Annotated in this window: 23 protein-coding genes, 1 tRNA gene and 1 other RNA gene; 2 read left to right on the top strand and 23 right to left on the bottom strand. The window is 41.0% G+C overall.

The annotated features are described in order from the left end of the window. Window positions 1-47 precede the first annotated feature (47 nt). The 8 genes from ispF to T356_RS0102235 all read right to left on the bottom strand — a co-directional run bounded on the left by ispF (window position 48) and on the right by T356_RS0102235 (window position 6,379). Window positions 48-596: a 2-C-methyl-D-erythritol 2,4-cyclodiphosphate synthase gene (gene ispF / locus T356_RS0102270; RefSeq protein WP_026513097.1), complete on the bottom strand. Its 549-nt coding sequence runs from the start codon at window positions 594-596 to the stop codon at window positions 48-50. 14 nt (window positions 597-610) lie between these two features. Further along, on the bottom strand, window positions 611-913 hold the full coding sequence (locus tag T356_RS0102265) for an AzlD domain-containing protein (protein ID WP_026513096.1): 303 nt from the start codon (window positions 911-913) through the stop codon (window positions 611-613). After that, window positions 906-1,622: an AzlC family ABC transporter permease gene (locus T356_RS0102260; protein WP_026513095.1), complete on the bottom strand. Its 717-nt coding sequence runs from the start codon at window positions 1,620-1,622 to the stop codon at window positions 906-908. The genes T356_RS0102265 and T356_RS0102260 overlap by 8 nt, the downstream gene beginning before the upstream one ends. A gap of 24 nt (window positions 1,623-1,646) precedes the next feature. Further along, the gene (locus T356_RS0102255; RefSeq protein ID WP_035780264.1) at window positions 1,647-2,852 is read right to left on the bottom strand and encodes an alanyl-tRNA editing protein; all 1,206 of its coding nucleotides are present in this window, start codon (window positions 2,850-2,852) and stop codon (window positions 1,647-1,649) included. Between the two features lie 35 nt (window positions 2,853-2,887). Then, a complete protein-coding gene (locus tag T356_RS0102250) occupies window positions 2,888-3,406 on the bottom strand; it encodes a CarD family transcriptional regulator (RefSeq protein ID WP_026513093.1) in 519 nt (172 codons plus the stop codon). A gap of 244 nt (window positions 3,407-3,650) precedes the next feature. Beyond that, window positions 3,651-4,208, bottom strand: a complete 558-nt coding sequence (locus T356_RS0102245) for a GNAT family N-acetyltransferase (RefSeq protein WP_026513092.1) — start codon at window positions 4,206-4,208, stop codon at window positions 3,651-3,653. Continuing rightward, window positions 4,198-6,039: an EAL domain-containing protein gene (locus T356_RS0102240; protein WP_197020867.1), complete on the bottom strand. Its 1,842-nt coding sequence runs from the start codon at window positions 6,037-6,039 to the stop codon at window positions 4,198-4,200. The genes T356_RS0102245 and T356_RS0102240 overlap by 11 nt, the downstream gene beginning before the upstream one ends. A 266-nt stretch (window positions 6,040-6,305) precedes the next feature. Next, a tRNA-Met gene (locus tag T356_RS0102235) sits at window positions 6,306-6,379 on the bottom strand. 159 nt (window positions 6,380-6,538) lie between these two features. On the opposite strand from T356_RS0102235, the gene T356_RS0102230 reads away from it, so the two are divergent. Beyond that, window positions 6,539-7,849, top strand: a complete 1,311-nt coding sequence (locus tag T356_RS0102230; protein WP_026513090.1) for an alpha-amylase family glycosyl hydrolase — start codon at window positions 6,539-6,541, stop codon at window positions 7,847-7,849. Between the two features lie 20 nt (window positions 7,850-7,869). Here the strand turns inward: T356_RS0102230 and rlmD are convergent, their stop codons facing one another. The 10 genes from rlmD to kduI form a co-directional block, all read right to left on the bottom strand. After that, window positions 7,870-9,174: a 23S rRNA (uracil(1939)-C(5))-methyltransferase RlmD gene (gene rlmD / locus T356_RS0102225; RefSeq protein ID WP_026513089.1), complete on the bottom strand. Its 1,305-nt coding sequence runs from the start codon at window positions 9,172-9,174 to the stop codon at window positions 7,870-7,872. A gap of 99 nt (window positions 9,175-9,273) precedes the next feature. Next, the gene (locus tag T356_RS0102220) at window positions 9,274-9,657 is read right to left on the bottom strand and encodes a hypothetical protein (RefSeq protein WP_026513088.1); all 384 of its coding nucleotides are present in this window, start codon (window positions 9,655-9,657) and stop codon (window positions 9,274-9,276) included. A 128-nt stretch (window positions 9,658-9,785) separates the two neighbouring features. Beyond that, entirely contained in the window at window positions 9,786-10,541 is a 756-nt protein-coding gene (locus tag T356_RS0102215; protein WP_026513087.1) for a DUF4097 family beta strand repeat-containing protein, read from the bottom strand. 12 nt (window positions 10,542-10,553) lie between these two features. Next, a complete protein-coding gene (locus T356_RS0102210; protein WP_026513086.1) occupies window positions 10,554-11,519 on the bottom strand; it encodes a permease prefix domain 1-containing protein in 966 nt (321 codons plus the stop codon). Next, a complete protein-coding gene (locus tag T356_RS0102205) occupies window positions 11,519-11,854 on the bottom strand; it encodes a PadR family transcriptional regulator (RefSeq protein WP_026513085.1) in 336 nt (111 codons plus the stop codon). The genes T356_RS0102210 and T356_RS0102205 overlap by 1 nt, the downstream gene beginning before the upstream one ends. 524 nt (window positions 11,855-12,378) lie before the next feature. Then, complete coding sequence (locus T356_RS20070) at window positions 12,379-13,638, bottom strand: HD-GYP domain-containing protein (RefSeq protein WP_051563091.1); 1,260 nt, start codon at window positions 13,636-13,638, stop codon at window positions 12,379-12,381. Window positions 13,639-13,756: 118 nt separating this feature from the next. Further along, window positions 13,757-14,782, bottom strand: coding sequence for a sugar kinase (locus T356_RS0102190; RefSeq protein WP_026513084.1), 1,026 nt, complete (start codon window positions 14,780-14,782; stop codon window positions 13,757-13,759). 80 nt (window positions 14,783-14,862) lie between these two features. Next, window positions 14,863-15,825 carry a bifunctional 4-hydroxy-2-oxoglutarate aldolase/2-dehydro-3-deoxy-phosphogluconate aldolase gene (locus tag T356_RS0102185; protein ID WP_026513083.1) on the bottom strand — a complete coding sequence of 321 codons (963 nt, stop codon included), beginning with the start codon at window positions 15,823-15,825 and terminating at the stop codon, window positions 14,863-14,865. Window positions 15,826-15,874: 49 nt separating this feature from the next. Further along, window positions 15,875-16,714: a gluconate 5-dehydrogenase gene (locus T356_RS18075; protein WP_197020866.1), complete on the bottom strand. Its 840-nt coding sequence runs from the start codon at window positions 16,712-16,714 to the stop codon at window positions 15,875-15,877. A gap of 14 nt (window positions 16,715-16,728) precedes the next feature. Next, window positions 16,729-17,592 (bottom strand): 5-dehydro-4-deoxy-D-glucuronate isomerase, encoded by an 864-nt coding sequence (kduI, locus tag T356_RS0102175; RefSeq protein WP_026513082.1) that lies wholly within the window; start codon window positions 17,590-17,592, stop codon window positions 16,729-16,731. A gap of 219 nt (window positions 17,593-17,811) precedes the next feature. On the opposite strand from kduI, the gene rnpB reads away from it, so the two are divergent. Further along, window positions 17,812-18,285: RNase P RNA component class A (rnpB, locus tag T356_RS20085), an RNA gene on the top strand. 79 nt (window positions 18,286-18,364) lie between these two features. On the opposite strand, the gene T356_RS0102170 is transcribed toward rnpB, so the two are convergent. The 5 genes from T356_RS0102170 to T356_RS0102145 form a co-directional block, all read right to left on the bottom strand. After that, on the bottom strand, window positions 18,365-18,904 hold the full coding sequence (locus tag T356_RS0102170; protein WP_026513081.1) for a hypothetical protein: 540 nt from the start codon (window positions 18,902-18,904) through the stop codon (window positions 18,365-18,367). A gap of 475 nt (window positions 18,905-19,379) precedes the next feature. Next, window positions 19,380-19,793, bottom strand: a complete 414-nt coding sequence (locus T356_RS0102160) for a hypothetical protein (protein ID WP_026513079.1) — start codon at window positions 19,791-19,793, stop codon at window positions 19,380-19,382. A gap of 37 nt (window positions 19,794-19,830) precedes the next feature. Then, window positions 19,831-20,610 carry a hypothetical protein gene (locus tag T356_RS0102155; protein WP_155838948.1) on the bottom strand — a complete coding sequence of 260 codons (780 nt, stop codon included), beginning with the start codon at window positions 20,608-20,610 and terminating at the stop codon, window positions 19,831-19,833. Beyond that, window positions 20,603-21,085 (bottom strand): RNA polymerase sigma factor, encoded by a 483-nt coding sequence (locus T356_RS0102150; RefSeq protein WP_026513077.1) that lies wholly within the window; start codon window positions 21,083-21,085, stop codon window positions 20,603-20,605. Before T356_RS0102150 ends, T356_RS0102155 begins: the two co-directional genes overlap by 8 nt. Before the next feature lie 99 nt (window positions 21,086-21,184). Then, window positions 21,185-22,798 carry a vWA domain-containing protein gene (locus tag T356_RS0102145; protein ID WP_026513076.1) on the bottom strand — a complete coding sequence of 538 codons (1,614 nt, stop codon included), beginning with the start codon at window positions 22,796-22,798 and terminating at the stop codon, window positions 21,185-21,187. Window positions 22,799-22,814 lie beyond the last annotated feature (16 nt).

Genomic DNA, 22,814 nt, shown 5'->3' with positions numbered 1-22,814 from the left:
TATCTCCTTGGGAAAAAAAGTATTATTTACCGCAACATAGTGTCCTTTTATTTCTCACAGCCGCCGCAACAGCTTCTTGGCTCTTCTCCCGTATTAAAAGTAACATTTGTCGAATGAAGTTCTATGGGACTTGTCAAAAGACATATTGCCTGCGAAGATATTCCCTCTCCGCTTCCGGTAAATCCAAGTCCTTCTTCCGTCGTTGCTTTTACATTTACCTGACTTATCTCAATCTCAAGCGCATCGGCGATATTCTGTCTCATCTGATCAATATAAGGTCTCATCTTTGGTGCCTGCGCAATTATCGTAGCATCAATATTCTCGATAAGATAATGATTCTCATCAAGCATCTTTCCGACTTCACGCATAAGCGCCAGCGAATCGGCACCCTTATATTTTGGATCCGTATCCGGAAAGTGTTTACCTATATCACCAAGAGCAGCCGCTCCCAAAAGCGCATCCATTATCGCATGCAGAAGTACATCCGCATCGGAATGTCCCAAAAGACCTTTCTCATATGGGATCTTCACTCCGCCTATAATAAGATCCCTGCCTAGAACCAGGCGGTGAACATCATACCCCATTCCTATATGCATTTTATATCCTCCGTTTAAACAAAAAATTCAACAATAAAAGCCGTCGCACACGCAAGTCCCGCAACCGTCAAAAGACTCTTTTTGTTAAATGCAAGTACAAGCGCCACGCAAAATCCCGCAAGTGCCGAAACATGCTTGTCTGTTGCTGATAAAATAGCGGGAAATGTCATCGCTGCCAATGTAGCATAAGGCACATAATAAAGAAAAGACTTTATAAATGTACTCTTTATCTCTTTTCTTATGAGAGTAAGAGGAAGTGCCCTTATTGCATAGGTTACAACAGCCATAAGAAGGATGTATGCATAGACATTACTCATCTTTTTCCTCCTTCACAGGTGCAACCACAGCAGCACATGCTGCAACAAGCACTGTTATAATTATAATTCTGAATCCCGAAGAAATACAGTTAAGAAAAGGTGCAAACGTAAAAGCCGTACTTAAGATCATCGCAGCTATAACAACCGCGCGCACATTCTTATTTTCTTTCGTATCGGGAATTATTATCGCAATAAACATACCATAAATGGCAAGTCCCAAACAACTTATAAGTCTCTGAGGCATGATCTGTCCCGCAATTGCACCAAGAACGGTTCCAAGAACCCATCCTGACACGGAAAGAGTTATAAGCCCGTATGAATACATCGGATAAAGCCCGCCCTTTTTTAGCACGCTGACTCCAAAAACCTCGTCTGTAACGCCGTAAGAAATTCCGAGTCTGTGCAAAGTACTTATCTTGGGACTAAGCCTCTGCGACAAAGCCGCCGACATAAGCATATATCTTAAATTGATTATAAACTGTAATACGGCAAGTTCAATAAAACTTCCGTTTTTTTCGATTATTTCAAGTGCCGAAAACTGCCCTGCACTTGTGACATTAAGAAGAGATGTCATCGCCGACTGAAAAACCGTCATTCCAATCTTGGAGCTCTCAATTCCAAATGCAAAAGAAACCGCTATATACCCCAGAAAAATAGGAACCGCATCCCTGACACCGTCTCTGAAGTCACTGAATTTGCCAACATTCATACCAATTTTTTCATCCTCAAAACTTTATAGGTTATTGCAGCATTCGGAGATATCATCTAAAGATACTCCCGCTATGCTTCCCTGAACCATCAGGTCACTTCCGCCGCCCTTTGCGCCAAACTTCTCTCTAAGAAGCTGCGCCACCGTGCGTGCATCGCCGCCGTCTTTTCCGGAGGCTATTATATATCTGTAACCATCCGAATCATTTCCCGCAAACATCCCGCAAAATCCCGCGTGTTCCTCTGCGAGCATATTTACAGTCTTTCTCATAATATTCATATCCGTATCGGCGCTCTTAAAAAGAAATACATTTTTAAGATCTTTGTCGATCTCAGAAAGCTCATATTTCAAAAGCTTTTCTCTCTCAGCGTAAAGCTCCGCTTTAAGAGCAGCATTCTCGTCTTTTAAACGTGACACGGAAGATGACACCTTGTCAAAAGAAGTTGTGAAATCCGCCGCAAGTCCCGAAAGAATCTCATGCCCTAAAGTAAGGAACTCAAGAGCTCTTTTTCCGCACAAAATATTTACTCTTACGCCGCCCTTGTAATTTCGCACAGAGACAACTTTTAAAAATCCTATCTCCCCGGTCCTTTCAACATGGGGAGCACAACATGCGCATGAATCATAGCCTTCAATATTCACAATACGGATAGCTCCCGAAAGCTCTTTTTTACTGCGATAAGGAATATACTTAAGCTCATCTTCGGAAGGAAAGCTTGCTACCACTTTTATATTCTTCCATATAGCTTCGTTTACGCTCTTCTCGATCTCTTTTATATCTTCAGTGCTAAGAGCGCCGTTATAATCCATTGTAACTTCGGTATCACTTAAATGAAAACCGACATTGTCATAGCCAAACTTCGAATTTACTATACCGGAAAAAATATGTTCTCCTGTGTGCTGCTGCATATTACTGAAGCGATGCTCCCAGTCAATCCTGCCATGGACGCAAGCCCCTGCCTCAATACTCTTATCAATCACATGATAAATCTCATCCCCGGCGCCATCGGAAGTCTTACCAATCCCCGTGTATGAAACCGTGAATTCTTCATTATCTTGCGTTATCAGGACTCCAAAATCAGGCGTTTGACCTCCCTGCTCAGGAAAAAAAGCTGTCTTATCAAGAACAGCTTCAAACTTACCGTCTTCTCTTTCTCTGCATTCCAAAACATTCGCATCGAATTCGGTTATATATGCACTTTCATAATAAAGTTCTACTGTTTTACCCATAGGATGTATTGTAACACAAAAAGAATGAGACTGCATTAAACAGTCTCATATAATAGTCTCGCCAGCTCTTCTTTTACTCTACTCTTGATGGCCTCTCTCTCAGTCTTTAATGAGAATGCCATCTCGGTATAAAGAAGTTTCTCAGCCATATTCAAATATCTCTCGTTCAGTGAAGCAAATTTCTTGCCCTCTGCTTCGCGGGTTGCCTTGATCTTATGGAGTGCCTTTACAAGACTCATCATCTCATCCGCAAGATTTCTCTTGATGATTCCCGTAATCTCGGGTTCAGCTTTCTTGCCTTCGGGAAGTTCAAGCTCATCCACATCTTCAATGTCACAAATAAGTCCTTCCGCATCATCGGCACTCATGACATCACGAACCTTATCCTCTGCCCCTTCAACAGGAACATAAATGACACTCCCAGCATCCACAGCTGAGACCATCATATAATATTGCTTCTCCATTCCCTTTTCAAGAAAAGCCGGAACGAGAATATCTCGAACCTTGCACAGCCCATGGCTACCGTATATTACGCATTCTCCTACATTCAGCATTCCGTTCCTCCTTAATATTATCAAAAACAGCCAACACTCCTTTTATGTAAGCGCTTTCAGTGTACAGCAAAAAAATATAATGCCATTTCCCAAAAATAATATCAAAGTCTCAAACCGAAGTACTTTCTCGTCGAATAAAAAAGAATTCCTCAATATTTATTTGGAATTCCCCGCGAACATTAATAAGTATATCACAATAAAATATATTATGTAATACTAAACCATCCAAAAGTTTACACTTTTTTCATACCCTTATCCCAAATTTTTTATTCCAGTTTTCTTTAGTAAGAACATTCACATATTCCACACGAAGCTCATCAAGAAGCACAACCCTCGTCATATGATTCACGTGATGAAGTTTGAACCCGCATTTTTCCTGGACCTTTTTTGACCTCTCATTTCCCTCAAAATAAGCACAAAAAACACGGCTAAGATCAAGATCCTCAAAGCCATGCCTTAATAATTCCATAGAAGCCTCTGTAGCCAGCCCTTTTCCCCAATATGGGTATCCTATCCAATAGCCAAGCTCCGCTTCATTCTCACCCAGTGGTCTCTCGGGACTTCCGTCCATCGTAAGCCCTATACTTCCAATAACCTCTCTGCCACGTTCTTTCATGCAGATCGCATACACTTCATCTCTGGCAAAAACAGTTCTGATTATAGCCCTGCTGTATGCCTCATCTTTATGCGGCGGCCAGCCTGCCTGCGGACCTACTCTCTCATCTTTGGCATACTTGAATAAGTCCGCAGCGTCACTATTTTCCCATTTTCGTAAGATTAATCTCTCTGTTTCAAGCTTCATTCGTCTTATTAACCAGTCCTTTTTGTGCATTTAAAAACTCAATATATTCGTCTTCGGGAACCGGTCGTGAATAATAAAAGCCCTGAAGATATTCTACACCGTTATCTATAAGCACTTTAGCCTGTTCAAGCGTCTCAACGCCCTCTGCCAGCACGTGAAGCCCGTTCTTTCTGATAAAATCAATAGTATGTTTCAGCACATTGAGCTTATCGGGCTTATCGGGATCTAGACAATTCCAGACAAACTCCCTGTCCATCTTTATAAGCACATAATCCATTTTAAGAAGTTCCAACAGATTAGAGTCTCCCGTTCCGAAATCGTCCATCGAGAAAGTAAATCCCTGTTCACGCATTTTCCTGATATTCTCTTTAAAGGTCTCATCTTTGGTTATATGCGATGTGTCGGTGATCTCAAAGTTGATATAATTTGGCGGAATGTGGTATTTCTCCATTTTTCTGAACAATCTCTCATGTGTATGGGCATCCACCGCATCATTTCCCGACAGATTTACTTCAATTGTTTTAAGACCGTAGCTCATAAGATTCTCTCTTGAAATAAAAGAGCAAACCTTTTCAAATACAAGATCGTCAATCTCCTGAACAAGTCCGCATTTTTCTGCAATGGGAATAAAATCTTCCGGTGATATATATTTTTCGCCGTCTTTTCTTTTAAGTCTCACAAGAGCTTCAGCAGATGAAAAAGAACCCTCTTTGACGCTCAGTATAGGCTGGTAATATACATCAAAGCTCTTATCCTTTACCGCCTGCCTTACAACGTCCTCAATTGTATTTCTATAGATCATCTTATCGACAACTTCTTCGTCCACCACAATATCCTGAGAATTCTGTGTATATACATATTCTCCCGATACATAAGAAAGAAGCTGCATCGCCTTATCAAGCTCTTTTACAACAGCAGGTGCTTCAATAACAGAAAATTTCAGCTTGTAATTGAGCGCACCACCGCTGTTATAACTGTTTATCGCAGACATAAAACGCTCAACAACATCCGCTTTCTTTGTTATAAAACTAAGCGTATTCCAACTCGACAGATATGCATGAAGCTGATAATCGGAGCAGGCAAATTCCGCCACTTTGTTCTGCACATCTTCCAATGCTTTCTTTGCAGAATCAGTAAAAAGAATATTCTTTTCGATAAAAATAACAGACATTATGTGAAAAGGCTTATTAGCCGCAAAAGATTCGGCAAGCATCGCTATCAAAGCATCTTTGTTCCTGATGGCGGGCATATTGGTCTCGTAATAATCTTTGGGATTTTCAACAGACACATAAACGATCAAAGCCGTAGCCGCCATAGCCAGCGAAGAAACCTGCGTTCCTTTTCTGCAAAGCTGGATAATAAACGTAGCGCACCATATAAGATGTGTCACCAAGATCGCGCCAAATACTTCCCTGTCGGCTCTTCCGTTGTAAACAATAGCAAGGACAGCGGAAGAAACGGCATATAAAAGCCCTATTATATAGCATATATTCAAAAGAATATCACTCGATGTTCCTCCAAATACAAACTTAGACAAAGCAACAAGCACGGCACAGACAATCGCAGGTATCGCAGACAAGACCGCATGTCTTCGAGAAACACCTCTCTCTTTCGTAAATCTTGAAAATGTGTAAAGTGAAAGCGCATAGATTACAGACAATAGCAAAATAAGATAAAGTCCTCTTGAAAATTCTTTCAACCACGGAAAGAAACCGGCCGGATATCCGAATACCCAGTATTCAAGCATCTCTATCAATATATTCAACATGGACAACACAAAGAAAAGACAGAACATACGTGTAGTAGAAAGTTGTTGTATGCTCTTTCTCATGTAGACGAACATCAATATCCCAAGAACTAAAATTACAATAATAAGTGTATGTATTCCCATACATAAATTATAATATTTATTTTTGGCATTGTATAGATGAAGAACAAAGAGTTGCAAAACAACTCTTTGCGCGCCGATGTGCGCAAGCTTTAGCTTGCATAATTCATCTGCACATCGGTCGCATCCATAGCGGAGCATTTTTAATTGAATAGGAATTTCCTATTCAATTAAAAAACCGCCTAACCTAACGGTTAAGCGGCATGTAGTAGCGAGAGGGGGATTCGAACCCTCGACACCGCGGGTATGAACCGCGTGCTCTAGCCAACTGAGCTATCTCGCCATCTGTTCGTACCGGCCGTTTGAAACAGCCGACTTAGATAATATACATCGTGGTATGCCCATTGTCAACACGTTTTTTTCAAATTTGATTAAAAAATCGAACTAAATCGTTATATAATAAACTTATAGTTTTTATTTTGTAAATAAGGAGGCTATTTCCATGTGGGCATATGAAACTTCTTTTTACCAGATATATCCTCTGGGCTTCTGCGGCGCTCCGTTTGAAAACGACGGGAAACAGGCACACAGGATCCTCAAAGTCATTGATTGGATTCCTCATATCAAAAAGCTAGGTGTCGGCGCCGTTTTGTTTAATCCCGTCTTTGAATCGGACACACACGGTTACAATACGCGTGATTATAAAAAAATCGACGTGCGACTCGGAACCAATGAAGATTTCGCCAAAGTATGCAAAGCGCTCCACGAAGAAGGAATAAAAGTAATCCTGGACGGCGTATTTAACCATGCAGGAAGAGGTTTCTTTGGTTTTCTGGACGTTTTGGAAAAGAAATGGGATTCGCCGTACAAAGACTGGTTCAATATCAATTTTGACGGAAACAGCAACTATAACGACGGTTTGTGGTATGAGGGCTGGGAAGGAAACTATGACCTCGTAAAACTGAATTTAAGGAACCCTCAGGTAACAGACTATCTCCTTGAGAGTATCAGATTTTGGGTAAAAGAATTTGATATAGACGGACTAAGGCTCGATGTAGCTTACTGTCTCAATCAGGATTTTATAAGAACGCTGAGAAGAGAAACCGCCGCAATGAAAGAGGATTTTTATCTCACAGGAGAAATGATAGGCGGTGACTATAACAGGATCATGGGTGACGATCTGTGTCACAGTGCAACGAACTATGAATGCTATAAGGGAATGTTCTCCGCTCTCAACAGCATGAATCTGTTCGAAATCGTTCATTCTCTGCTTCGACAGTTCGGTCCGGAGAACTGGACCTTGTACAGAGGAAGACATCTTCTGTCATTTGTAGATAATCATGACGTTAGCAGGATTGCAAGTATCCTCACCCGTCCGCAGCACTTAAAACTGATATATACTCTTATGTTCGGAATGCCGGGCATACCTACAATCTACTACGGAAGTGAGTGGGGAGAAAAAGCCGATAAATCCATGGGAGATCCTGCACTGAGACCATGTTTTGAAAAGCCTGAATGGAACGAGCTGACAGATCATATTGCGAAGCTATGCGAAGCAAAATCAGGATCCCGGGCTTTGAACTACGGAGACTTCTCTTCGCTTCTTCTGACCAACAGGCAGTGTATTTTCCAGCGCGCATACGAAGGCGAACGAATACTCACCGTGATAAATGCCGATGAAGCACCCTTCCACGCAGATTTTAACGCAGGCGCCGGATGCGGCGTCGACCTGATAACAGGTGAAGATATAGACTTTGGAGGCGGTCTCGACATTCCACCGTATACATCTTACCTTATCAGGCCGGAAAAATAATTATCGCCATTAACAGCCTCTTAAGCGGTCGTTCTCGTTAAGAGAACGACCGTTTCTATGCTTCTGGTAAAAGGAAACATATCAACAGGTATCGCCTTTTTTACTTTGTAGCCGCCCTTTGTTATATGCTCAAGGTCTCTTGCGAGTGAATCGGGACTGCAGGATATATATACAATCTTCTTCGGCGAAAGATTGATCATTGAATTGATGAATTCAATAGTTGAGCCTGATCTTGGCGGATCCATGAAAACAACATCCGCTTTGTCACCCGAATCTGCCATCTGCTGCATAAACTTGGTCGCATCGTTTTTGTAGAAGGTGATATTCTTAACCTCATTTATCCTGGCATTTAATATGGCATCTTTTACCGCATCACCGTTTAGTTCTACGCTTATAACTTCTTTTACGTGCGGACTTGCAATTATTCCGATGGTTCCGACTCCGCTGTAACAGTCAAGAGCGACCTCTTCGCCCGAAAAGTCCGCCATATCAATAGCAGTCTTATATAAAAGCTCCGTCTGCACAGGATTCACTTGGTAAAAAGACTTGGGACTGATCTTGAACTTCATTCCGCAGCATGTATCATAAATGAATCCGGGACCGTAGAGAGGCTTCTCTTTGTCTCCCAGAATCATGCTTGTCTGCTTATCATTTACATTAAGAACAATAGTTGTTATCTCAGGATGTTCCTTTCGAAGTGCCTTAACAAAATTATTCTTGGAAGGGAAAATAGGCGATACAGTCACAAGTACAACCATTATCTCCCCGCTATATTTACCAATTCTGATAAGAACATGGCGAAGAAGACCAAAACCGTTGTCCTCATCATAGGTCTTGATCTTAAATGATCGAAGCATACCTCTTATTGATGCAATGATCGCATCAGCCTTTTTATCTTCGAGAAGGCAGTTGTCAACAGGCACTACATCATGGCTTCCCTCTTTGTATATTCCGGATACGGGATTTCCCTTTCTGTCATGTGTAAATACCGCATGAACCTTGCATCTGTAATGCTCAGGACTCTCCATTCCGATAAATGATTCAACCTTAGTATAAGGCTCAAGAAGCTCCGCAAGACGCGCATGCTTTAAATTAAGCTGTTTCTTGTAAGGCGTGTCTATCATCTGACAAGCTCCGCATTTCTTAAAATAAGGGCATCTGCTCTTCTTTACGGCTACATTATTGTCATTGCCGCCTTGCCTATAATCTGCTTTCTTTCGCCCGGTCCCTGTCGTATTCTCCCTTGCAAAATTCCCTTTTACCGGCTTACGTACAGGCTTTGTCTTATCAATGTTCTTTTTAATATTATTTTTTCTATCGTTCATAAAAAACTCCAAAAAGTGTTATATTTGATAGGCATTTCCTATCAAAACAAAATAAAAAGTAGAGGAAACAACGTCTCCCCTACTCTGCATACTCATTTATCATTCATCGTCAGATATTTCTTCAATCTTTAAAGCAGGTAATATCATAGGATCCGGCTGAGATTTAACAGCCTCGCTTCTTCTGCGTATGCGATCAGCATCCTTTAGATCTCCGTAATCCTTGAATTTAATTCCTTCAATTCCTTCAGAAAGCTCTTTTGCTCTAACAAGCTCATTTTTATTTATCTTGAATGTGCAAACAATCTTATTGCCCTTCCTGTCAAACAATCTCTGCAAGAAAGACTTATCCTGCCATTCTATAAAATATGAAATCCTATGTGCCAAGAACCTCTCTTCAAGCATCTTCTTAGAATCAATGCTATAAACCCTGCAAAAAGGTATCTCGTTGTTAAAAACCTGATTTGTCTGGATAATAGATGACATATAAACCTCACAAAAAAACAATTTATAAGCAAATACCGAAGCAAACAGTATTTCCTACGCTATTGATTATACCTTAGAGGTCTCATTCTTTCAATTATTCTTTTGCCAAAAAAATCTATGGTAAACGATTATTTGATATCAACATCGCCCATATCGCACGAAACGCTGATTGTCCCACTGCTTCCGGAATTACTGTACTTATTCGAAACGGTTTGTCCGCCAACCTTACATTTTCCCATTGAAACATCAAGGTCAAAGCCATATTCTGAAATATCTTTTACAAGTTTTGCATCAAAATTTCCCATTGCAAGCTTGGCATTGATGTCTTTTACATCTATGTTTTTCAAAGACACATCGCCCATATCTGCATTTAATACAAGTTCATCAACTGTCAGCTCAATAAGATCAATATCACCCAATGCGCATTCAATATCCATCTTCTTCGCCGAAACCTTTGTAATATCGGCATCTCCGAGAGAACAATCAAAATCGATCTCATCAAGCACCATGCCGGCAGGAACCACTATTGTCAGCACATTGTCAACGCCATGCAGATTTCTTTTCTGTGGTTTAAAAAGATTAACACCGTTATTGTCTGCTGTTTTCTGATATACGACAAGAGTCTTATTGTCTTCTTTAATCTCAGGCAAAAGCTCTTTGTATCCCGAGAAACTTACCGAAAACTTATCTCCCGCAATAATATTCATATCAATAAGTCCGGCATCAACATCTATCTTCTCAATATCTTCAAAGTCATAACTGACATCTACAACTTCACCTGAAACGTTTTTATTTCCAAAAAATCCGTACATGTGATACGCAGTCCCAAAAACCACCGCAACAACCGTAATTGCTGCCAGTACTATCAAATATATCTTTTTCATTTATTTCCCCTATCACCACTTAGTATTAAAAATCGTCTTTATTATCCCATGGAAAACTGATGCAATAGGCCATATAATCCATGTAATATGCCAGTCAAAAGAGATAAAGCTCCATATAATATATATGCAGGTAACGGTTCTCCAATACACCGACATCACTCCTGCAGCAGCTTTCTTGTCAACATAAGGCTCTTTTTCGGCGCGAACAGCCTCATAACTTCCGGCAACCGTTCCCGTACCGTTTAATGAAAGAAGCTTTGTATATGCTCCATCCTTGGCGCTCGATGCAATTATCAAAAGAACTCCGATACCTACGATAACAAATAACATAGCAGGTCCTATCATTACATAATATAAGCCTTTAGATGAAAACATTTCTTCAAAAAATATTACAGGTACTACACTCACAATACAGAACATTATCCCGATGGTAAGCATCAGCGCTTTGCTCATCATATTGTTCTTCTTGGCATTGTATATGTAATCCGCCGTTGAATAATCGATACAGCAAAGTGTGTTGTCCAAAAACTTCCACTGAGACATCCTGATATTGGCCCATACAATAAGGCCCACACCTATACTCACGACAATAAAAAGGAATGCCGCACCGATATCATTTAAGATGATAGGGCAGATCGGAGAAAAGATAATAAGCATTACTCCGAATCCAATAAGCATTCTATTCTGTGAAGCATCATATATATAGTTCATTGCTTCTTCATTGGTGACAAGGCGCCTTTGTTCGGTATCATTACCACCGACAACACCCTCTATACCAAGTGATTCAGCAAGTTCCTCAAGATTTCCAAATTCTGATATTACTATTCCCACAGCTTCATTTTGCAATTTTCCTTCAGATATAAGCTCGGTAAACTTATCTTCCATCATGCTTAGAAGCTCATTCTTGGCACGCAATACTTCAGGAGTATTAGGTAAATTTGCAAACATAGACTCCAAATAGTTCTTTATTGTTTCCATTACTTATCTCCTCTGATAAAGTTCTCTACAACTTCCTTAGTAAGATACCATTCAAGACACTTTTCATGGTAATAATTCTTACCACTCTCTGTTATCTTGTAATATGTTCTTTTCTTACCATTATCAGCGTTCTGGCTGTAAGATTCGACATATCCGTTCTTCTCCATTCTGGTAAATGCAGAATAAAGAGTTGTTTCCTTGATTATGTACTTTTCTTCAGACAGCGCCCTTATCTTTTTAGATATTTCGTAGCCATAGGATGGTTCTTCCATCAAAATAAACAGAATCATCGTGTCATTATACCCTCTAATGACATCACTGCTAATCTCTACCATCTACAACCTCCTCTTGAGATATAAAAAATCCATACTATGCCTGTCGTAGTAAATATACTACGACTGCCGAAGTATGTCAAGAAAAAAAACGAAAATAACCTTCGCTTTTTTTATTAAGCATTTTTTGAATATAATTCCTTTGTAATGACTTAATACCGTTTACTATCAAAAACGACATAGGAATTAAGGCATCAATAACCAATCTGACACCCAAAAGATATAATACATCCTGTTTTTTCATTCTTACCGTTATCGCTCTTAAAAATGGAAGTATCAAAAGAATTCCCAAATATGCGTAAAGATACCAATACGGTCCTGCTCCGTCGACAGATGCCGAAGCAAAATTCCTGCAAAACCCGGGAAAATAGAATTCTCCTGTATAACAGAAATGCGCTACGATACTGAATATCAAAAGTATAGCAAGAATTTAAAAAAACATGCAATCAATCTAAGAAGATCAAGATGTGCAAATCTTCCACTCCCCCGCACATTCTTCTCCTGACGCAATCAAACCCCCTTTCAAATTATAGTCCCATGTAAAGTCCCGGTATATCTTCCTCGCTGATATGAAGCTTATCATCTCCACCTTCATCTTCAGCTGTTTCCATCTTAACAACGTTAACATAACCGTCATTGATCATGTCAACCATGTATGTAACAATATCCGGATCGAACTGACTTCCCGATCCCTTCTGCATTTCTTCAATAATCTCATCCTTACTCAGATGTCTTCTGTATACACGGTTACTGGACATCGCATCGTAAGAATCCGCAACACCGACTATTCTGGCATAAAGAGGAATCTCATTACCCTTAAGTCCCTCGGGATATCCCTTTCCATCATATCTCTCATGATGATAGAGAGCCGTCTCTCTGACACCCTTTAGTGACGATAACTGCTTAAGCATATTACCGCCGGCTACTGTATGATTCTGAATAAGCTGTCGCTCCTCATTGGTGAGCTTTCCGGGCTTATTAAGAATAGCATCCGGAACGCTGATCTTACCTGCATCATGCAAAAGACCTGCATAATAGACATTCTGTATCTCTGACTCGGCAAGGTGCATTCTCTTTGCAATCTCAGCCGCATACATCGCAACTCTTCTTGAATGGCCCCTTGTATAGGGATCCTTGGCATCAATGAAACTAATGAATGTATTCATTGACTGAAGAATAATCCTGATATCATTCTTCTGTTTTTTCAAAAAGCTTATTGAATTGTATTTCACAACCATGTAGCTGACACAGAAAACGATCCATACAACAAAAAGCGCAAAGATAAGTCTGCTTCCGAGAGTGCTTCCCGAAGTCGACATCCTGAATCCGGTAATAGTCATACTCGTAGGCACATAAATACCGGGATCAAAGATTGACATACTAAAATCAATACTCTCTCCAGCCTTAATAGTTATATTGTTATAAAGAGGCAAAAAATGAATACCTTCACCGTCATGAGATGCTTCAACGTTTCGAACATCCACCAGCTTCGGCCCCTGAGGAAACGGCATAGTAAGCTCCCAGTTTGTGATATCCGTATCTCCCGCATTTACGATCTCGATCTCATACTGAGTCAAAGTACCACGATTTGATTCCTGATTAACATTCTTTGAGACCTTTGCATATAGATGATCCGAAAGCTTAGCACCTGTAAGACTCAATTTACTTGTATACACAGATGAAACGTTATTTTGAGTAATTAGTCTTTCTACATAAAATGCTGTTATCAATATCATCAATATCGATAATAAAGTCAAAAATGTATTGACTGTCTTATCAAATTTCATGTTTCCGATTCCTCACATATCTTTGTTTCAAACTTTCGCATATACATTATACAAAAAACACCGCACATTTAACAATGCGCGGTGCTAATGTTATTAAAAAAAATTTATAAAAAAATAATTATCTCTGAATACGTCCTGATCCATCGCCGCCTGCAAGCTTGTTAACCTCATCAACTGTAACAAGGTTGAAGTCGCCCTCGATAGAATGCTTAAGTGCAGATGCAGCAACTGCAAACTCAATTGTTGCCTGAGGATCAAATCCGTTTACGCAGCTGTAGATAAGTCCGCCGCCGAATGAATCTCCGCCACCAACACGGTCAACGATGTGAAGTGCATACTTCTTTGAGAAATAAGCCTGACCGTCTGTGTAAAGCATTGCGCTCCAGTTGTTGTCATTAGCCGAGATAGACTCACGAAGTGTGATTGCAACCTTCTTAAATCCAAATCTCTCTGTAAGCTTCTGAGCAACTTCGATATAGCCCTCTCTGTTAAGCTTACCTGTTGTAACGTCTGTTGAAGAAGCCTTGATACCGAATACATCATCAGCATCCTCTTCGTTAGCGATACATACATCAACATACTGGCAGATCTCAGCCATAACCTTTCCTGCCTTCTCCTTGCTCCAGAGCTTTCCTCTGTAGTTAAGGTCGCAAGAAACTGTAAGTCCGTGCTCTTTAGCCTTCTTAACAGCCTCAAGTGTGATCTCTGCAAGAGAATCGCTTACAGCGGGAGTAATTCCTGTGAAGTGGAACCACTCAGCACCTTCAAAGATCTCATCCCAGTTGAAGTCAGCGGGAACTGCCTCAGCGATTGCTGAATGTGCACGGTCATAAATGCACTTTGAGCCTCTCTGTGAAGCACCCTTCTCGTTGTAGTAGATACCTACTCTGTCTCCGCCTCTTGTGATCTTTGTTGTGTCAACTCCGTACTTTCTGAGTGAGTTAACAGCTGCCTGACCGATTTCGTGCTTAGGAAGCTTTGTAACATATACAGAATCAAGACCATAATTTGCAAGAGAAACAGAAACGTTAGCTTCTCCGCCACCAAATGTAGCCTCAAGGTGGTCAACCTGTACAAATCTTAAATAATTATCGGGCTGCAGACGCAGCATGATCTCACCAAATGTAACAACTTTCTTTGACATAGTATATTCCTCTCTCTATAAATAACTATAATAATGAACTTCCGCTCTCGCTTTGCTCGCCGGAAGACGTTCTAACCAGCTCAATTACGTACAAGGTGTACAGCGAATCCGCCGAATTCATCGGCAAGATATGCAACCTTAAGATGGTTGTCGGCATCATAGCTAAATGATGACTCATCGAACTTAACACCCTGCTTACCAAGATGGTAAACAGCTCTGTCCACATTGTTTGTTCCGATCGCAATGTGTCCGTTTGCTCCGCGTCCCTTTGCCTTCATAACTTCAATTACGCTGCCGGCAAATACAGAAGAATTGCCAACCTTCTTGTTGAATCCAAAGAGTGAATCAAACTTATCTGCTACAGACTCAGCAGCTGCCGCATCTGTCTCGTTGATTCCGATATGCTTCATAGTGAATCCGAGCATTGCATTAACAGCATCTCTTGTCATAGCTTCTATCTCATCGAACTTTCCTGCTGAGATAAGATCCTTCTTAACCATCCAGCTTCCGCCACAGCAGAATACCTTATTAAAGCTAAGGTAATCATTGAGGTTGTTCTTGTTTACACCACCTGTAGGCATGAAGTGCATCTTTGTATAAGGAGCTGCCATAGCCTTAATCTTGGCAATACCACCATTCTGCTCGGCAGGGAAGAATTTTACACAATCAAGGCCAAGTTCTATAGCCTGCTCTACCTCTCCCGGTGTTGCTGTTCCGGGAACTACCGGCACACCGATGCTCTGAATGTACTCAACATTTGATCTGTTGAATCCGGGGCTTACGATGAACTTAGCTCCTGCTGCTTTCGCACGGTCTGCCTGCTCTGCGTTGAGAACAGTTCCTGCACCGACGATCATCTCGGGATATTTCTCAGAAATAATTCTGATAGCATCCTCTGCTGCAGCTGTACGGAATGTAACCTCTGCTGCGGGAAGTCCACCCTTAATGAGTGCCTCTGCAAGAGGAGCTGCATCCTTTGCATCGTCGATCGCTATAACGGGCACAATACCAATTTTGTAAAGTTCTTCACAAATCTTATCCATTTTTTTCGCCTTTCTCTTTATAAACTAATGGATTTAAACAAAGATGTTATCAATCCACATCTTGCATCTTAGCCGGATCCAGATTGCTCGGATCCTGTCCGATATAAGCCGTAATTCCTCCGTCAATGTAGATAACCTGGCCGTTGATAAAATCAGAAGCGGGCGAAGCAAGAAATACCGCAAGTCCCATAAGGTCCTCAGTCTTGCCCCATCTCTGTGCAGGTGTTTTGGAACGGATAAATCTGTCGAAAGGATGCATTGATCCGTCAGGCTGTTTTTCTCTCAAAGGAGCAGTCTGAGGAGTTGCAATATATCCGGGTCCTATGGCATTGCACTGAATGTTGTACTGTCCGTACTCGGAACAGATATTTCTTGTGAGCATCTTAAGTCCGCCTTTTGCCGCAGCATATGCAGACACCGTCTCACGTCCGAATTCAGACATCATTGAACATGCATTTATGATCTTACCGCTTCCCTTTTCTATCATAGCGGGAAGTACCGCTTTTGAACAGATAAAAGGTCCCGTAAGATCAACATCTATGACCTGATTCCACTGTTCAACAGTCATATCGATCATCGGTATTCTCTTGATGATGCCGGCGTTGTTAACGAGAATGTCGATTGTTCCCACATTCTTCTCAACCTGAGCAACAAAATCTTTTACCTGATCTTCTTTCGTAACATCACAAACTGCACCGAATGCCTCGATGCCCAGTTTTTCATATTCTGCCAATCCCTTATCAACAAGTTCACGGTTTATATCATTAAATACCACCTTAGCTCCGCTCTGCGCAAAAGCTACGGCATAAGCAAGGCCAAGTCCGTATGAAGCGCCTGTGATCCAGGCAACCTTACCTTCAAGTGAAAAATTTTTCAAAAAATCCTGCATATCTATACCTCCGATCACCTAATATCTGCCATATCACAATCATCCATATCGTCGAAAGCCTGATTTTCTCCGACCATACCCCAGATAAATGTGTATGCCTGTGTTCCGCATCCCGAATGAATAGACCAGCTCGGGCTGATAACTGCCTGTTCATTTCTCATAACAATGTGCCTTGTCTCTGAAGGCTCTCCCATAAAATGCATAACGAGAGCATCCTCAGGAATATCAAAGTAAAGATAAACTTCCATTCTTCTGTCATGAGTATGACATGGCATCGTGTTCCAAACACTGCCCGGTTTAAGTTCAGTCATTCCCATTACGAGCTGACAAGATTCAACCTGCCCCGGAAGAATATATTTGTTGATGACTCTGTGATTGGACTGTTCAAGACTTCCCAATTCTTTCTTGTTCTCATCTTTGATAATGACAACATCCTCAGAAGGTGTGCCCTCTCTCTTAATAAGAACCGTCGGATAATTCTTATGTGCAGGTGCGCTGTTGATATAGAACTTGGCGGGCTTTGAAGCCTCCTTACTTGCAAAAGAAATCTCTTTTGCTCCCATTCCTATATACATTCCCTGCTTGTAGTCAACATCATACTTCTTGCCGTCAATGACGATCACACCGTCTCCGCCAATATTGATAACTCCCATCTCTCTGCGTTGTAAAAAATACTCCGCCCTGAGCTCGTCTCCTGCAGTAAGATGTAATTCCTCCTTAACAGGAACTGCCGATCCGGTAATTATTCTATCAATCTGACTATATACAAGTTTAATCTCATCCGGCTCAAAAAGGTCATCAATAAGAAATTCTTCCCTAAGCCTTGAAGTGTCGTAGTTCTTCTCATCTCTGGGTGAACATGCAGTTCTAAGTTCCATAGCATCTCCAATCCACTGCCCATTGCAGTAATAAAAAATCTTTGTTAAAGCTATGATACTTGAAAATATTTTCCTTGTCTGTACGTTTTTATTGCAAAAACTTGCAAATCTTGACCTAATGTAAGCACTTTCATGCTGGAATTAATTTTATCATATAGCCTTAAGTTTGGTATTGCAAAAGTTGTTGTAAAAAATTGATTTTATGGTATTATATAGGCTTGAGTAGGATAGATGATCGCTGCCATGCAGACGAAAGGGCATGGGAGAGGAAAGTCCGGGCTTCACAGGGCAGGATGCCAGATAACGTCTGGCGGAGGCAACTCCCGAGACAGTGCAACAGAGATATACCGCGTTAGCAATGAGGAGGGTGACTGTGGATTGATTGGATGATGCACGCTTGCGTGCAATCAGACATATCAAGACATGGGCACGCGGCGAATGCCGCGTAACGAGGAAAGCTTGCTTTCCGAGTGACCGCCCCACTGATCCGTAAGGGTGGAAAGGCAGTGTAAGAGACTACCGTGCCGGTGGTAACACCGGTAGCCATGTAAACCTCATCCGAAGCAAGACCGAAAAGAAAGCCATGAGCCGGCCCGGTTCGCTTTCAGGTGGGTCGCTTGAGGCTGTCGGCGACGACAGTCCTAGATAGATGATCATCCACGACATAACCCGGCTTACAGTCCTACTCTCTTAAACTTATACAACAAGCAAAAGAAAAAGCTCAGAATCTGTTTTCATGATTCCGAGCTTTTTTACTAATAACTTAGTTTATTCACACAACCAAATATTCAGGTTTACTTTTCTTGTGTTTGATCGTTGTACTGATATGATAATTCTTTTCAACATTTTCCGAAGCAATAATATAATCAATTCCGCTGCTGTCTTCTATCGCGCTGTCATAACCCTTGGAATAATCAACAAACATCTCTCTTCCGACACAGGCCAGATCCATTTTCATGCCCTCAAGGAGTTCTGCCACTTCTTTTTTGAATTCGGAATACTTGTCATCATCTATCTCATTTCCCTGATTAAGCCAGAAATCGTAAGTGTAGATCTGTCCGTCCTTTTCAATGTAAAGTCCTATTGTTCCGGCCTCTGCATTTCCGATTATGCTTATGATCTTTGTATCAATCCATTCTTCGATTTCAGACAAAGCATACAGATTACATTCATTTAAATTATTCCAGTCATCCTTTATATGTATCTCATATTTCTCCGGTTCAACATCCGCAAAATCCTGTAAAAAATTCAAAAGCTTAATATACATCAAGCGATCTGCACTCGCTATACTTGCTTCTATAACTTCGCCCATAATAATTCACCCCATTTCTTCTCGATGTGCACTCCTAAATATAGGCTTATATGCACATCTCTTTATTGCTGTTTTTTTCTTAATGAGTTATTAACATTCTAACACAAATTAGGCCATTAATGCAAACACACGCATACTCTTCTCATTACAACTCTCCTTTATTTTCAATAGTTTGCGCTGAATTCAGTCTCCAAGCGGCCTTGAATAATTTGTTATTTTTAATTTGACATTTATTCTACTATATGCTATCTTATCTATGGAACTTTTTTATAATATTTTTTCCACAACCACATAGCTTCGGCTATGTGGCTTTCCTTATTTATGGGGAAATTTACGATGATGAGATGCGAAATTATGAACATCTCGAAGACATTTACGAGTATAGTGAAGGTTACCGGACTACCGACGATCCGGATAAATAAAATCAAAAAACTTCTCCAATGGCGTGCAAATACAGCCGTGGGGAAGTTTTTTATCATCTTCTGCTCAAGATCAAATATACAACAAAGAAAATTACAGGCAAACAGCAGCCTATTATATCCGCTGTTTTCCCCTTATTCAAAGAATCGTCCTTATACAAAAACTGACTTGGATTCTCGGGATTGATAAGAAGTTCTACCGTATCCCCAATCTCAAAAGACACTAAATTGGAATAATATGCCGAATCTATAACTAAAAGATTTGCAGGATCGGCAGGCATGAAAACAGGCTTATATATCATCCCTCCACGGGATGTCTTTTTCTCAAGAATGTCAACAACTCTTACCGATAATTCCTGCGTACAATTCTTTTTTCTTTCACTCCACTTTTTATATTTAGCCATGCATATTGTGAGCCATACTGCAAAATATAAAAGTCCGAACACCAAATAAATTAAACCTATAATCATACAAAAACCTTTTTACAAAAATTTCAAAACCGGCTCTTCACATACCGTTATAAGAAATCGTTATCTTATCACTCCCATCGGTTGTCTGTGTCACCAGCACCTTCTCTTCACCTGCTTTTACAGTAAAAGTTTTTGGCGGTGTCGCGTTAAGATTAATGCTGCCATTTTCATTTGGTTCTATCAGACCTCCGTCAGATGTAAATACAATTTCGTTATCCGTGATCTTCTTTACAACAAGCTCTGAAATTCCGCTGTATACAACTTCACCGACATCTATAGACTCATACATATCCACAGATTCATCCGACGCACCCGCTCTTCTTATCTTGATACTCAGTACATAATCAGCCTCAGCCATTGCTGCTCCTTCTTCCGCTTCATAAGTGGGCTTCGGTCTCGCACTGTCTTTTGCAACAGGTTCCGCACTATCAATCTGCCACGAATTATCCATAGGTTCTTCGGATGCCGCCTCTTCCATGGCTTCCTGCGCCGGAGCCGCATCCGCACTCGCATCTCCCATAACAGAAGAACTGTTGCTATGACTGCTGTCACCTATAACACTTCTTACAACAACTCCGCTAAGTAAAAGAACCAGTACCGCAGCTGCGTAACTCGCCCATCTTCCGCGAATCCCCCTGTCAAACTTACGCACTTTCTTATTATCGATTGCATTATCTATTGAAATTACATTATCGTTACTCTCTTTACCGTCACCTGAATATTCCCCGTCCAACTCGATCTCGATATTATGAAGGATTCTGTTTTTCATGTCTTCAGTAACGACAATATTTTCCATTAACTCATTGTATTTACCCAAAGTCATATTCCTCCTTCAAAATTTTCTTTAGCTTATCCCGCGCTCTTTTTAGATCCGATCTGACGGTCGATTCTTTTTTATTCAAAATACCTGCAATATCGGCGGTGGAGCACCCCTCCTGATAGTATAGATGAACCACTGATGCATACTTCTCAGGAAGGGATTTCACAGCCTCCCATACAAAAGAGAGTTCCTCTTTTTCTTCAGAAACCAGTCCCTCCATGAGTTCGTCGGTTCCCCTTATCTTGTTATACTTTATCTTATTTTTGCTAAGATTGATGGCGACTCGTAAAAGCCATGCTTTCTCGTGCTCTTCATCATTGTATTCCGAGCCCGATTTCAGATACTGTATAAGCGTATCCTGCAAAATATCCTCCGCATCTTCCATATTATGAAGATAAGAATACGCCGCCCGAAGTATGGCATTTCCGTACTTCTCCAAAAGAGCCGCCGCTCTGTCTCTATTATTCTCCATGTCATCACCTGTTATTCACAGAAAAACAATTTCCCATGATATAAAAACACTAAATCAGTGCTTCCATGCACATTACAGATAACATAGATATTATAACATTTATAGTTCTCTCTTAGCCACCATCCTTACAAGCTGGATAAACTCATCCTTGTATTCATCCCTCTTTCCGATCTCGGAATATGTATTTATTACATGATCGAAGCTGGCATCACCCTTATAATCACTGTCTGAAAGAATAAGTGAAAACTCCGCAACGATCTGCGCAAATTTCATATTGTCACTTGCCTCTTTGACATCCGAATCAGAAACCGCATAGCTTGAAAGCTTTGACTCAGATCCTTCGGGCTCTTTGTACCTTACATTTACAGTTGCATACTCATCGCCGTAATCCTTCTTGTCGCCATCCTGATACTTGAGATTGATCGCTTTCTCGCTGTCTGCTGTTGTGATCTCATACAAAGCTATAACGCTGTGTCCTGCGCCGACTTCTCCGCCATCCTTCTTGTCATCGTTAAAATCAGCCGCATCAAGCTGTCTGTTTTCATATCCGATAAGTCTGTAGCTGTTAACCTTCTTGGGATTAAACTCAACCTGTATCTTTGCATCTTTTGCAACAGTAACCATGGTTGCGCTCATCTCTTCCACGAGAACCTTTTTTGCCTCCATCATGGAATCGATATAAGAATAGTTACCGTTTCCGCAATCCGCAAGTCTCTGCATGCTTGCATCCTTTATATTTCCTGTTCCAAAGCCGAGTACCGATAAAAATACACCTGTTTCTTTTTTCTCTTTAATAAAATTCTCAAGATCGTCGGGATCTGAGATTCCAACATTGAGATCTCCGTCTGTGGCCATGATGACTCTGTTTACTCCACCTTCAACAAAGTTTTCTGCAGCTATCTCATATGCTCTCTCCATGCCCCTTTGTCCGTTGGTGCATCCGTTTGCAGTAAGGCCGTTGATCGCTCTTTTTATCTCTTTCTTGTTATTAAGATTCTCACCCTCTAAAAGAACTTTCTCTTCTCCCGAATAAGTAACAATAGATAATCTTCCCTCACCTGCATAATTGTCAACAAACTCATTAAGACTCTTCTTGAGAAGAGGAAGCTTGTCATCAGATTTCATTGAACCGGAAACGTCGATAAGAAATACAAGATTACTCACAGGAATCTCTTCCGTATCCATACCTCCCGTCTTAAGTCCGACAAACATCATCTTGTGATCCTTATTCCAAGGGCACTCCGAGATCTCAGTAGTAACCCCAAACACATCACCGTTCTTAGGTGCATTAAGATCATATGAAAAATAATTCAAAAACTCCTCAGGTCTTACAGCATCGGCAGGAATACTCTCCTTGGTATATCCATCTTCGATCATTCGTCTTACATTTGCATAAGATGCAGTATCCACATCCATAGCAAATGTCGAGAGCGGGTTGGCGCTTACAAGTGTAGCTCCGTTTTCATCAGGCTTTTCATAAGTCTCATTATTCTCAGGTTCAAAATACTCATAGGGTTCTTCACAGCTATTGTATTCTCCCTCCATAGGTTCTGCTGCATTTTTGCAAGCTTCATCAGTAGCTTGATCCGAATAAGACGGACTCTCCGCCTCAGTAGCCGGTGCAGTACTTGCTCCGCCGCATCCAACGAGTAAACTTGTTGCAAGCGCCATGCTTACGATTCCATTTAAACCTTTTCTGATTGTCTTTTTCATAATTTTCCCTCCGTGC

The sequence above is a fragment of the Butyrivibrio sp. LB2008 genome, from assembly GCF_000621565.1.
In the GTDB taxonomy this organism is placed as follows: Bacteria; Bacillota; Clostridia; order Lachnospirales; family Lachnospiraceae; genus Butyrivibrio.
This window is presented reverse-complemented; position numbering and strand designations above follow the sequence as displayed.